The sequence below is a fragment of the Marinomonas pontica genome (genome assembly GCF_036322735.1).
GTDB classification, from domain to species: Bacteria; Pseudomonadota; Gammaproteobacteria; order Pseudomonadales; family Marinomonadaceae; genus Marinomonas; species Marinomonas pontica.
The window spans coordinates 2,840,621-2,853,179 of the sequence record NZ_AP027271.1; the positions used below are offsets into that span (position 1 = coordinate 2,840,621).

General features: G+C 46.4%; 11 protein-coding genes. 6 read left to right on the plus strand and 5 right to left on the minus strand.

Going from position 1 to position 12,559, the window contains the following annotated elements; translation table 11 throughout:
- Window positions 1-8: 8 nt before the first annotated feature.
- Window positions 9-509: a CinA family protein gene (locus tag AABA11_RS13375; RefSeq protein WP_338268695.1), complete on the minus strand. Its 501-nt coding sequence runs from the start codon at window positions 507-509 to the stop codon at window positions 9-11.
- Window positions 510-588: 79 nt separating this feature from the next.
- Between AABA11_RS13375 and mutS the strand changes: the two genes are divergently transcribed.
- Both mutS and fdxA read left to right on the plus strand, forming a co-directional pair.
- Window positions 589-3,237: a DNA mismatch repair protein MutS gene (gene mutS / locus AABA11_RS13380; protein WP_338268697.1), complete on the plus strand. Its 2,649-nt coding sequence runs from the start codon at window positions 589-591 to the stop codon at window positions 3,235-3,237.
- A gap of 125 nt (window positions 3,238-3,362) precedes the next feature.
- A complete protein-coding gene (gene fdxA, locus AABA11_RS13385) occupies window positions 3,363-3,686 on the plus strand; it encodes a ferredoxin FdxA (protein ID WP_012071401.1) in 324 nt (107 codons plus the stop codon).
- Window positions 3,687-4,202: 516 nt separating this feature from the next.
- On the opposite strand, the gene AABA11_RS13390 is transcribed toward fdxA, so the two are convergent.
- Window positions 4,203-5,423, minus strand: a complete 1,221-nt coding sequence (locus AABA11_RS13390) for an EAL and HDOD domain-containing protein (RefSeq protein WP_338268702.1) — start codon at window positions 5,421-5,423, stop codon at window positions 4,203-4,205.
- 160 nt (window positions 5,424-5,583) lie between these two features.
- Between AABA11_RS13390 and ilvD the strand changes: the two genes are divergently transcribed.
- The 3 genes from ilvD to AABA11_RS13405 all read left to right on the plus strand — a co-directional run bounded on the left by ilvD (window position 5,584) and on the right by AABA11_RS13405 (window position 9,612).
- A complete protein-coding gene (ilvD, locus tag AABA11_RS13395; RefSeq protein WP_338268704.1) occupies window positions 5,584-7,428 on the plus strand; it encodes a dihydroxy-acid dehydratase in 1,845 nt (614 codons plus the stop codon).
- A 94-nt stretch (window positions 7,429-7,522) separates the two neighbouring features.
- The gene (locus AABA11_RS13400) at window positions 7,523-8,365 is read left to right on the plus strand and encodes a 23S rRNA (adenine(2030)-N(6))-methyltransferase RlmJ (RefSeq protein WP_265727989.1); all 843 of its coding nucleotides are present in this window, start codon (window positions 7,523-7,525) and stop codon (window positions 8,363-8,365) included.
- A gap of 26 nt (window positions 8,366-8,391) precedes the next feature.
- Window positions 8,392-9,612, plus strand: coding sequence for a PAS domain-containing protein (locus tag AABA11_RS13405; RefSeq protein ID WP_338268706.1), 1,221 nt, complete (start codon window positions 8,392-8,394; stop codon window positions 9,610-9,612).
- A gap of 94 nt (window positions 9,613-9,706) precedes the next feature.
- Here AABA11_RS13405 and AABA11_RS13410 read toward each other — a convergent pair whose 3' ends face one another.
- Together AABA11_RS13410 and AABA11_RS13415 are read right to left on the minus strand one after the other, a co-directional pair.
- Entirely contained in the window at window positions 9,707-10,126 is a 420-nt protein-coding gene (locus tag AABA11_RS13410; RefSeq protein ID WP_338268708.1) for a secondary thiamine-phosphate synthase enzyme YjbQ, read from the minus strand.
- A gap of 6 nt (window positions 10,127-10,132) precedes the next feature.
- A complete protein-coding gene (locus AABA11_RS13415) occupies window positions 10,133-10,660 on the minus strand; it encodes a dihydrofolate reductase (protein WP_420915702.1) in 528 nt (175 codons plus the stop codon).
- Window positions 10,661-10,806: 146 nt separating this feature from the next.
- Here AABA11_RS13415 and AABA11_RS13420 point away from each other — a divergent pair, with 146 nt between their 5' ends.
- Complete coding sequence (locus tag AABA11_RS13420; RefSeq protein ID WP_338268711.1) at window positions 10,807-11,658, plus strand: thymidylate synthase; 852 nt, start codon at window positions 10,807-10,809, stop codon at window positions 11,656-11,658.
- Between the two features lie 71 nt (window positions 11,659-11,729).
- Here AABA11_RS13420 and lgt read toward each other — a convergent pair whose 3' ends face one another.
- Window positions 11,730-12,542, minus strand: a complete 813-nt coding sequence (lgt, locus tag AABA11_RS13425; protein ID WP_338269692.1) for a prolipoprotein diacylglyceryl transferase — start codon at window positions 12,540-12,542, stop codon at window positions 11,730-11,732.
- Window positions 12,543-12,559 lie beyond the last annotated feature (17 nt).

Genomic DNA, 12,559 nt, shown 5'->3' on the forward strand with positions numbered 1-12,559 from the left:
AAACAGTATTACTTTTCGCCCGCTTTCAACATCTCATTCACACCCTTTAACGCTGTCAAAACCGTCGCCTCTCTTACTGCCTGACGATCCCCAGAAAACTGAAAACGCACCACCCTCGACTCTTCACCTACCCGCTGCCAGCCGATGTAAACACAACCAACAGGCTTCTCTGGTGAACCACCTCCAGGGCCTGCGACACCGCTCACCGCAACAGAAACATCGCCACCCAATTGCAACGCGCCTGCGCACATCTCTTTTACTGTTTGTTCAGACACAGCACCAAATGACGACAAGGTCGCCTCTTTCACACACAAACCTTGAATTTTTGCGTCATTGGCGTAACTGATTACGCCACCAAAAAACCATGACGAGCTGCCCGCTATTTCGGTACATGCCGCACCAATTAAGCCACCAGTGCAAGACTCCGCGGTTACCAGCATCAATCCGCTTGCTTGCAAAGATTCTCCAACTTGTTGTGCCGCGAATGCTATTTCTTGCGTTTGATTCATTCTCGTTATCCCTTAAATCCTAGGAAAATATCCCGTAGAATACCCGTCTATTTTTTGGATCACAATCGAGCTTTCCCTGATGAGTAAAACACCAGCAGATAACCATACACCCATGATGCGCCAGTACTTTGGCCTAAAGTCACAGCATCCTAGTCAACTGCTATTTTATCGAATGGGTGATTTTTACGAGCTTTTTTATGACGACGCCAAACGCGCCTCACAATTACTTGATATTACCCTGACTGCGCGTGGTCACTCCGGCGGCCTGCCCATTCCAATGGCAGGCATCCCCTTCCATGCAGCAGAAAACTACATAGCTCGACTGGTTCGTATGGGAGAATCCGTTGTTGTTGCAGAACAAACCGGTGATCCTGCCACCAGCAAAGGCCCCGTTGAACGTCAAATTGCTCGCATCGTCACGCCCGGAACCATCAGCGACGAGGCTTTTTTAGAGGAAAAGCGCGAAAACCTTTTACTCTCTCTTGCTCACCAGTCTCGTAAAGGATTGGATGTGTTTGGTTTTTCTTACCTAGACATGGCCAGTGGCCGTTTTTGTCTGTTTGAGGTCGATGGCCACGAAGCACTTTCGAGTGAGCTGCAGCGTTTATCGCCAAAAGAAATCTTAATCTCCGAAGATTTCCCAGCGCGGAAGACATTGAAGCTGGAAAAAGGCATTTCAGAACTCGGCCCTTGGCATTTTGACTATGAATCCAGCTACCGCCAACTTATTCAGCAGTTCAACACCAAAGACCTATCAGGATTTGGCTGTGAAGCATTAACCGCAGCCATTGCCTCTGCTGGCGCGCTACTGCAATACGCCAAAGACACACAGCGATCAGCCTTGCCACACATTCAATCCATCATGGTGGAACATAAGGACGATTCGGTACTCATCGATGGAGCAACGCGTCGCAATCTGGAAATCGACATCAACCTAACAGGTGGGACAAGTAACACCTTGGTCGAAGTACTTGACGAGTGTGCAACACCGATGGGAAGCCGTTTGCTAAGACGCTGGTTACACACGCCCATTCGTGATTTAAGTGAAATCCAAGCTCGCCAACAAGTCATCGCAGAGCTCAAAGAGCCACGCGCTTACGATCAATTTGAAGCACCACTGAAAAAAGTCGGGGATTTGGAGCGCATACTGTCGCGAGTCGCCCTTCGCTCCGCACGCCCTAGAGACTTATTGCGCCTGAGATTTGCTCTAGACGCTGCTCCAGAAATCAATGCATTGCTAGCAAACGCAAAATCGCCGCGCCTGTCAGAACTGAGCGAGCGCATCATTGCCCAACCAAATACCACCGAAACCTTAGCAAAAGCACTGGTTGAAAACCCACCTTCCGTCGTGCGTGATGGGGGGATATTTGCGAAAGGCTACGACGAAGAGTTAGATGAACTCTTGGCTTTATCCACCAACGCCACCGACTTTCTGGCCGAAATGGAACGCAGCGAAAAAGCCCGTACTGGCATCAGCTCGTTAAAAGTCGGCTTCAATCGCGTACATGGCTATTACATTGAGATCAGCCGCCTGCATTCCGATCAAGCGCCAGTGGAATACATTCGACGCCAAACACTGAAGAATGCCGAGCGATTTATCACCCCCGAGTTAAAAGCATTCGAAGACAAGGCCCTCAGCGCAAAATCCAAATCCCTCGCCCGAGAAAAAGAACTGTATGAAGCGCTTCTTGATCAGCTGAACGCAATATTAGGTGAACTACAGACAACCAGTCAGGCGCTGGCGCAACTGGATGTGTTAAACAATTTTGCAGAACGTGCCGACACCTTAAACTTCACCTGCCCTGAACTACACAATCGCGGCGGCATTCACATTGTTGATGGCCGCCATCCTGTGGTGGAATCGGTTATATCTGAACCTTTTATCCCCAACGACCTTGATCTCAACAAAAAACGCTCGCTGCTGATGATTACTGGTCCAAATATGGGTGGTAAATCCACTTATATGCGCCAAATCGCTCTCATCACTTTGTTAGCGCATACCGGTTGTTTCGTACCAGCAGAGGCGGCGTCTATTTCCGTCGTAGACCGTATTTTTACGCGAATGGGGTCATCGGACGACCTTGCAGGCGGCCGCTCCACCTTCATGGTAGAAATGACCGAAACGGCCAACATCTTAAACAACGCCAGCAAAAACAGCTTGGTACTGATGGATGAGGTTGGACGCGGCACCAGCACATTCGACGGACTCTCGTTGGCTTGGGCTGCCGTAGACTACTTAGCCAAAAAATTACAATGTTATGTGCTTTTTGCCACTCATTATTTCGAGCTCACCACGCTTGCAGACCAATTGGAGAACGCCGCAAACGTTCATTTAACCGCCACAGAATACGATGATGAAATCGTTTTCTTACATAAGGTACATGAAGGCCCAGCAAGCCAATCATACGGACTGCAAGTCGCTCAATTGGCTGGCGTGCCAAGAGATGTCATTGGACACGCGAAGCAAAAACTTAAAGAGTTAGAAGTGGTGACTGGCATTGAGACGCACACCATTACCTCAAAGCCCTCCGCAACCTCGTCGAGTAAAACCAAAAGCAATCTTCAAGAGAAGCAAACCAGCTATCAACCTCAACAGGTCGACATGTTTGCTCAAGCCGAACAAAACACCTTGAAAAACGCTCTTGAAGAAATGGATTTAGACAACATGACACCATTCGACGCCATGACGGCACTTTATAAACTGAAGTCTCAGATGTCGCTGACATAAGCTACTGTGGATATAAGCTAATAGCAGATAAATGTAGACTATTTTCGATTGTTGCTTGCCGCGAAATAGTCTATACCACTAAAATAGTGCGCAATCATTTTTTATAGCTTGTAAGGAGAAGTCGAATGGCTTTCATCGTTACCGATAACTGCATTCGCTGCAAATACACTGACTGTGTCGAAGTATGTCCTGTTGACTGCTTCTATGAAGGTCCAAACTTTTTGGCCATCAATCCTGACGAGTGCATCGACTGCGCATTGTGCGAACCAGAGTGTCCAGCCAACGCTATCTTCTCTGAAGACGAGTTACCGGAAGACCAAGAAGTGTTTGTTGAATTGAACCGTGACCTGTCTTTGATTTGGCCAAACATTGCCGAGAAAAAAGACGCGCTTCCTGATGCGGCGCAATGGGATGGTGTTGAAGATAAATTAGAGCATTTAGAGCGCTAATGTCATCCTAAGACAAATCAAAAAAAAGCGACGTCTCAGTCGCTTTTTTTTGATTTGAATATTGGCGACAGTAAGTTTTAGGCAGAAAAAAGGGCGCCTATTGGCAACCCTACTTTTTGCTCACTTCCTGTTAAGCAACTCTTCCGATGAGTTAAACATCATTGTTCGCGCAACCCTAACGCTTCCAAACTGTCCTTCGTCACATGGTGCATTCCATCAAACCATGGTATTCCTATGGATCATCCGTTTTCCATGAACATCCCAGTTCAATCCTTAACACCATCTTTGGCATTGTATTACGCACTTCATGTGCTTTTTCATCCGTGAAATCGTTTGGATAAAATCTAATTTAGCAGTTTAAAAAATTTAATCAAATATCGATAACGATCTGAAAATTTTATTTTATCAATACAAATCAACAACTTAAAAACAATCCAGCAAGAAACGAACACTTAACCACACAACACACAGGAAAAGCCTACAGCCATGTCAGAAAAAGCCTACAGGCATCGCAACCTATACCGCCTCCAAAAACTCATCCGCCCATTTAATGGCACTGAAATAGGTTTTTTTCAGGTCTTCTAAATCCTGAGCATTCTTAATCGTGTGGCCATTACTATAATGCTCAACCAGATCAAGCGCGTTACCCACTCTTCCGGATCGATGAACAATGGCGTTGATAAACTCATTAGGAAGTGGCAGCTCACCCAGCACTTCTTCCAGCTGCATTCCGGTGCAGACATCAATCATAGACAACATACCCGCAAGGAAATATTTATCTTGGTTATTGTAACCTCGGTTTTGCGCGAACAACTCCGCGTGCTTCGCTCGAACCATAATCTGCTCAAGCAACACATGTCGATCACCCACCATTTCTGACATTAACAACAGGTTGGTTAACGCTTTCAACTTTTCCGCGCCAATCAGCATAATCGCCAAACGGACAGAGTCCACCGACGCGATCAAGCCTGTTACAGGGGAGTTCAAATAACGAAGTAACTTATGCACCAAGCCAGCATCTTGGCTTACGATCCCTTCTAAATCATCAATACTCAAAGTAGACGTATTCAAAAGAGAGGACATGAGCTGCAGCAACGTCATGCTGTTTACCTTAGACGCTTTACTCGACACCAACTCCGGTTTTTCGAAAAAGTACCCCTGGAAGTATTCCACTCCCAATAAACGACAGAATTGATAATCTTCCCACGTTTCCACTTTTTCAGCGATGACCTGCGCTTTAAACCCTTTTAACAATTCCAGCTGTTGATGGAATCCTTCATGCCCTAACGCCAAAATATCCAACTTGATATAATCGGCCAATTCAACAAAAGGCGTTAGTTTACTGTGGAAAACGAAATCGTCTAACGCGATTGAATACCCTGCGTTCACCCAGCGTCGTAAGGAAGACAGCAATATCGCGTCATAACCCGCATTTTCTAACACTTCGATAACCACATTATCTTTATCAAAAGACATGCCGCTGGGGCTTAATAAATACGCGCGAGGGAAGTTAATAAAAGCTTTGTTTGCACCTACTAAATTGTCCATACCAAGCTCAAACAAGCTGGCAGAAATCACTTGCGCCGTTGCCCCGACCTCATCGATGACATCCGCTTGAATAGCCACAGCATTTTTACGGTAGAAAAGCTCGTACCCCATAACCGCAAGGCGACTGTCGACGATGGGCTGCCTTGCCAAAGAAACTGTTGAGTGAGCTGATAAGAAATTTTCGGCCATAATATTTCCATTCCAAGAAAGTATCTGTATCGATTTTTAACAGTGTCTCAATATTGCCTAAAAATTGCCATTGGGCATAGACAATAATCTTGGTAACATGGAGTCATTCAATGTAGACAGCTATATAAAACAAAATAAAGCACAATCTGTGGGGAAAATAATGCCAATTTACCGTTCCAAGACTACCACTTCAGGCCGCAACATGGCTGGAGCTCGTGCCCTATGGCGCGCTACTGGCATGAAAGACGACGACTTTCAAAAGCCAATCATCGCGGTCGCTAACTCTTTCACGCAATTTGTACCAGGTCACGTCCATCTAAAAGACATGGGACAACTTGTTGCTCGTGAAATCGAGAAAGCCGGTGGTGTTGCGAAAGAGTTTAACACTATCGCTGTTGACGACGGTATCGCCATGGGTCATGACGGTATGCTTTATAGCCTTCCTTCTCGCGACCTTATCGCTGACTCAGTAGAGTACATGGTGAATGCGCATTGCGCCGACGCATTAGTGTGTATTTCAAACTGTGACAAAATCACACCTGGGATGCTGATGGCTGCAATGCGCCTAAACATTCCTGTTATTTTTGTCTCTGGCGGCCCAATGGAAGCGGGTAAAACCAAGCTGTCAGAAAACAAACTGGATCTGGTTGATGCGATGGTTATCGCCGCGGATCCTACAGCATCGGATGAAAAAGTTGCCGAATACGAACGCTCTGCTTGCCCAACGTGCGGATCTTGTTCTGGCATGTTCACTGCGAACTCCATGAACTGCCTAACCGAAGCACTGGGTCTCAGCTTACCTGGCAACGGCACCACATTGGCGACGCACTCTGATCGTCACCGATTATTCGTTGAAGCTGGCCATCGCATTGTCGACATCACTAAACGTTTTTACGAGAACGACGAAGCGAACTGGGCTCCTCGAGCAATCGCGAGCTTCGAAGCGTTTGAAAACGCCATGACACTAGACATTGCTATGGGTGGTTCCACCAACACCATCCTTCACTTGCTGGCCATCGCTCGTGAAGCGGGTGTTGATTTCACAATGGAAGACATCGATCGCTTGTCACGTAAAGTTCCTCAGCTTTGTAAAGTCGCGCCAAACTCACCAAAATATCACATCGAAGACGTGCACCGCGCCGGTGGTATTTTTGGCTTGTTGGGTGAATTAGACCGTGCCGGTTTGCTTCATAATCAATGTCACACTGTCCATTCAAAAACATTTGAAGAAGCGCTCGAAACATGGGACATCATGCGTTCACCAACGCCTGAGGTAATCGAGTTTTACAAAGCAGGCCCTGCGGGCATTCCAACACAAACCGCATTCAGTCAATCAACTCGCTGGCCTTCACTGGACGGTGATCGTAAAGACGGTTGTTTCCGTTCGATTGAGAACGCATTCTCTCTTGAAGGCGGTTTGGCTGTACTTTACGGCAACATTGCGGTTGATGGCTGCGTGGTGAAAAGCGCTGGCGTAGACGAGTCTTGCCTCGTGTTTGAAGGCCCTGCTCACATTACAGAGTCTCAAGACGAAGCGGTTAAAAACATCCTTGATGACAAAGTCAAAGCGGGTGAAGTGGTTATCGTACGTTACGAAGGACCAAAAGGCGGACCAGGCATGCAAGAAATGCTTTACCCAACGTCTTACATCAAATCCAAAGGTCTTGGTAAAGCCTGTGCTTTACTAACAGATGGTCGTTTCTCCGGCGGTACATCCGGTTTGTCTATCGGTCACGTTTCACCTGAAGCGGCTGCTGGCGGCGCAATTGGTTTGGTACAAAGCGGCGATATCATTCGCATCGACATTCCAAACCGTACCATTAATGTGCTTCTCAGTGATGAAGAACTGCAAGCACGCCGCGATGCGATGAACGCCCAAGGCGCTAGTGCATGGAAGCCTGCAGAAGAACGTCCTCGCAAGGTATCGCCAGCACTTAAAGTGTACGCACACTTTGCAACCAGTGCAGATAAAGGTGCAGTACGCGATATTAGTCAAATCGACTAATATCCAACAAGCAATACGCAAAAGGCCGCTTTGCCGTATGTAGGCGCTGCGGCCTTTTTCATTATCAATAGAACCCTACATTACAGGAAAGACCATGCTCAGCTATCGCCATATTTATCATGCAGGCAACCACGCTGATATTTTAAAACATTTGACCGTCAGTCAAATATGTCGTCACTTTGTCAAAAAAGAGGCGCCTTTTTTCTATTTAGATACCCATGCTGGCATTGGTCAATATTCGCTACGTTCTGAGCAGGCACAAAAAAATAAAGAGTTTCACACGGGTATCGCCAGACTGTTAACAGAAGGCAACCTACCAGAACCATTGGAAGGTCTATTGGACATTGTCCGAGAAATGAACCCAACAGACACGTTAGAGTTTTATCCAGGCAGCCCAAAAATTGTCGACTACTACGTGCGCCAAAAAGACAAACTACATTTATGCGAGCTGCACCCAAACGACTACCCAATATTAGCGGCACTGTTCCCCAATAAACGCAAAGCCAATGTGGTCAAAGACAATGGCTTTGCGGCTGTCAAAGCCATGTTACCGCCACCGCAAAAACGTGGTTTTGTTCTGATGGATCCACCGTACGAAGTCAAAAAAGATTACCAATACGTGGTTCAAGCGTTGGAGGATGGTTACAAACGCTTTCCTCAAGGCACGTATGCTATATGGTATCCTGTGTTAAATCGTAAGCAAGCAGATGACCTATTAAAGGCTGTCAAAGCAACTAAGATCAAAAACACCTTATTGCTAGAGCTTTGCATAAGAAACACTGAACAAGAGCGTGGCATGGCAGGAAGCGGTATGATCATCGTCAATCCACCATGGACACTCGAAAAAGAAGCCAAAGAATTCTTGCCAGTATTAAGCAAACTATTAGCAGAAGACAGCGAAGCCGATTTCCAAGTGACATGGATCACCCCTGAGTAATCGGTATTTTTATAAAGGAGCGAGTCATGAGTACCCCTTTCGAACAAGCGTTTAAGCACATGCCTACGCCTGCTTTTATAATAGAAAGCAATACTGGCAAATTGATATCGTACAACCGCAATTTTGAGATACTGTTCGAGCACCTGAACGCCGCTCCCGCGGCCTCTTGGGAAACCTTGTGCGATGATGCGTCCTCTCAAAGCTGGCATCTGCTCAACCAAAAAGTAAAAAGCGGCAGCATTGAGCGTTGCGAGAGCTTGATTCGAGTGGGCGATAAACTCATCAATATGCAGTTGGAATTGCAAGACCTCGGCGACTCTGTACTGGCCTGTGTCTACAACACTGATCACATGGATCTTTCCGCGGCTGAAAACACTTTACTTAAATACGCTTTAACGGAATCGTCTGCGGGACTGTGGATTTGGGAGACAGAATCTGACTTGGTTTCTTGTTCGAAATCCATTGCGACGCTTCTTAATTATCCGTTGGACAAAACACCGCGCTCAACCGCGGACTGGCACAAAATAGTTCATCCTGACGATGTTAAGAAACTCGCCACAGTGGTAAACGAGCACGTTGCGTTGAACCAAGATTACTATGAAGTCGAATACCGTATTTTGACGGGTGACCAACGCTACCTTTGGGTCAAAGAACGCGGCAGAAGTTATACAAAAGGACCTGATGGCAGCATCAAGAAAGTGATTGGCTTCATGGTAGACATAAGCCATCAAAAAGCGTTAGAAGAACACCTACGCAACCAAGCGACTTTTGATGAGTTAACAGGGCTACTAACACGAAGCGCTGCATTAACACACTTTAAAAAGCAACTTGGTTTAGCCAAACGCCAATACACACCATTGACCATGGCAAAAATAAATTTGGATGCTAATGATCGTCTAAGCCAACTTTCCATGGAGGCGCGAAATATCGCCATCCAAACGTCCGCTCGTTATATCTACAAAAAGATACGCGAAGCCGACGTATTGGCCCGAGTGGAACCCGACAAATTACTCTTATTATTGCCTAACACCAGCGTACGCGATGCTAAGACCTTGCTGAATCACATTATCAATCCAACAGAAGAGGAGAAATCCACACTGCTTGAAGGCAATTCAGAGCCTATGGATTTTTGTATTGGTATTGCCGCATTCCCTGAAGACGGTGAAACGATCGAAGAACTCGCTCTCAGCGCCAACCAAGCGGTTGAAGATGGACAAGCCAAGTGCAAACAAATCGTCGTTAACTAAAACAAGTTATCCGAAAAGTCACCATAAACAAACACGCCGCATTGCAACAATGCGGCGTGTTTGTTTTTAGCAACCATTATTGCTCAGCATTATATTATTCGCCTTGCAGGGTCAAAACCATCCGCCTCGCACCACCATGATCTCGGTGTTCACCCAAATAAATGCCTTGCCAAATCCCCAAGCATAACCGCTTATCTCGAATTGGAATCGTCAGAGATGACCCCAACATACTGGCCTTAATATGCGCAGGCATGTCGTCACTGCCTTCGTAAATATGTTCATAGTAGGGTTGATCTTCCGGCACCATGTGCGAAAAATGGCGTTCCATATCTCGGCAAACCGATGGGTCGGCGTTTTCGTTGATGGTCAACGAAGCCGAAGTATGCAGCAGTTGAATATGCAGCAGCCCTATTGAGACCGGCGACAATTTAGACAAAGCCGATTCCACTTGATCTGTGATCAAATGAAAACCTCGGCGCATCGCTGGCAATTGAATTTCAACTTGCTGCCACATAACGAATTACTCTGCACTGGTTCTTTGGTAAACAGAAAAACGATAATCGTAAGGGTTGGGGCCTTCAGCGGCAAACGCCTCTTCACCGATTAAGGTAAAAGACGGCCAGTCTACTTCTGGGAAAAACGCATCACCTTTGACGTCAGCGTCCACATGAGTAATGTACAAACGGTCTGAGCGCTCAAGCGCCAATTGATAAATCTGAGCACCGCCAATCACCATGACTTCTTCTTGACCATTAACCAAACAAATATCTTCACCAAGGGAAATCGCCTCTTCCAGCGTCGTCACCACATCAATCCCCTCTGCTTGATAGGCAGGGTCACGACTGATTACTATATTGCGACGACCCGGTAGCGGCTTGCCAATCGATTCAAACGTCTTACGCCCCATAACAATCGGCTTGCCCATAGTGGCTTGCTTGAAATATTTAAGGTCATTTGGCAAATGCCAAGGCAACGAGTTATTAATACCAATAGTGCGGTTGGTCGACATGGCAACAATAAGGGACAACATAGGCTTACCTTCATTCATTTTTCACGCTCATCCACTCTTGGGCTTCTTGAGCGTACGGGTTCTGATATAATCAATGGCATTTATTATACCCATGACAATCTAGATTGCATTTTCTAACCTGCATTTACCGTATTCGTCATGACCTAAACAGACAAGGCACACTTATGAAACAGTACTTAGATCTTTGCAACCGCATCGTCAGTGAAGGCGAATGGGTCAACAACGAACGTACAGGAAAACGCTGTCTCACTGTTATTAACGCTGACCTTACTTACGATGTAAGCAAAGGCGAGTTTCCGCTTGTCACGACACGAAAAAGCTACTGGAAATCTGCCATTGCCGAAATCATTGGGTATTTAAGAGGTTACGATAACGCCGCGGATTTTCGCGCACTCGGCACCAAAACATGGGACGCCAACGCCAACCAAAACGACGTTTGGTTAAACAATCCTTATCGTAAAGGCGAAGACGATATGGGGCTTTGCTATGGTGCCATTGGCCGCCATTTCCCAAAGCCTGACGGTGGACACATCGATCTATTAAAGCAAATTGTTGATGATCTAAGCCGTGGTGTGGATAACCGTGGGGAAATCCTCACTTTTTATAACCCTGGCGCGTTCCACATGGCGTGCCTTCGCCCGTGCATGTACAGCCATCACTTTTCATTGCTTGGTGATACGCTTTATCTAAACAGCACTCAGCGCAGCTGTGATGTGCCACTCGGTTTAAACTTCAACATGGTTCAGGTTTATGTTTTGCTGGCCATCGTTGCGCAAATCACTGGCAAAAAACCGGGCAAAGCCTTCCATAAGATAGTGAACGCTCACATCTACGAAGACCAGCTAGAGTTAATGCGTGATGTGCAACTCAAACGCGAGCCTTACCCTCTACCAACACTCAAAATCAACCCAGAAATCAAATCCCTAAAAGACATCGAGACTTGGGTCACCATGGACGACTTCGAGCTCGAAGGCTATCAGTTCCACGAGCCTATCGCTTACCCTTTCTCAGTGTAAGCGACCTAAAAGCAAAACGGCGAACCATGATGGATTCGCCGTTTTTATTGAACCAATATAAGCAAAAGACGCTAGCTTGTTGCGTTACCACTTTTCGGGAAAACCTGTCGCTTGAAACCCACCACGATTAAACCAGCACCGATTAGCACCATTGGCAACGACAATAACTGCCCTTGTGTCAGCCAACCGAAAGCAAGGTAACCAATTTGTATATCTGGCTCGCGGACAAACTCCACTAAAATGCGGAAAATACCGTAGAAAAGTAGGAACATGCCAGAGACACAATAGCGTGGTTTTGGCCTTTGTGAGAAGAACCACAATATACAAAACAGCACAACACCTTCTAAGGCAAATTGATAAAGTTGCGAAGGATGACGAGCAAGCTGCAACGGATCATTCGGAAAAATCATTGCCCAAGAAACGTCCGTCGGTTTGCCCCATAATTCGCCACCAATAAAGTTACCTAAACGTCCAGCGCCCAAACCGATTGGCACAAACGGCGCAAGAAAGTCCGTCACATCAACAAGGTGTTTATTGTAACGGCGGGCGAAGAAAAACATAGCAGCGATAACGCCCAGCAAGCCACCATGAAAAGACATACCGCCTTCCCAAATACGCACTAAAATCAGCGGATTATCAACAAAAGCAGGAAATTGATAGAACAATATATATCCAATTCGGCCGCCTAAAATAACGCCAAGCGCCCCATAAAAAATTGCATCACTTACCATGTCAGGCGTCCACACGCCATTCGAGCGTTTAGCGCGATACATGCCACACAAATAAGCGCCAGCAAAGCCAACCAGATACATAATACCGTACCAATGTACGGAAATCGGCCCTATCGAGAAGGCAATAGGATCAATGTTTGGGTATGAAATCATAATATTCAAAAAATCTC

What these genes read in the sequence shown, in the direction of transcription:
- AABA11_RS13375 (WP_338268695.1), bottom strand. Translation starts at nt 509, where the DNA reads ATGAATCAAACGCAAGAAATAGCATTCGCGGCACAACAAGTTGGAGAA.
- mutS (WP_338268697.1), top strand. Translation starts at nt 589, where the DNA reads ATGAGTAAAACACCAGCAGATAACCATACACCCATGATGCGCCAGTAC.
- fdxA (WP_012071401.1), top strand. Translation starts at nt 3,363, where the DNA reads ATGGCTTTCATCGTTACCGATAACTGCATTCGCTGCAAATACACTGAC.
- AABA11_RS13390 (WP_338268702.1), bottom strand. Translation starts at nt 5,423, where the DNA reads ATGGCCGAAAATTTCTTATCAGCTCACTCAACAGTTTCTTTGGCAAGG.
- ilvD (WP_338268704.1), top strand. Translation starts at nt 5,584, where the DNA reads ATGCCAATTTACCGTTCCAAGACTACCACTTCAGGCCGCAACATGGCT.
- AABA11_RS13400 (WP_265727989.1), top strand. Translation starts at nt 7,523, where the DNA reads ATGCTCAGCTATCGCCATATTTATCATGCAGGCAACCACGCTGATATT.
- AABA11_RS13405 (WP_338268706.1), top strand. Translation starts at nt 8,392, where the DNA reads ATGAGTACCCCTTTCGAACAAGCGTTTAAGCACATGCCTACGCCTGCT.
- AABA11_RS13410 (WP_338268708.1), bottom strand. Translation starts at nt 10,126, where the DNA reads ATGTGGCAGCAAGTTGAAATTCAATTGCCAGCGATGCGCCGAGGTTTT.
- AABA11_RS13415 (WP_420915702.1), bottom strand. Translation starts at nt 10,660, where the DNA reads ATGAATGAAGGTAAGCCTATGTTGTCCCTTATTGTTGCCATGTCGACC.
- AABA11_RS13420 (WP_338268711.1), top strand. Translation starts at nt 10,807, where the DNA reads ATGAAACAGTACTTAGATCTTTGCAACCGCATCGTCAGTGAAGGCGAA.
- lgt (WP_338269692.1), bottom strand. Translation starts at nt 12,542, where the DNA reads ATGATTTCATACCCAAACATTGATCCTATTGCCTTCTCGATAGGGCCG.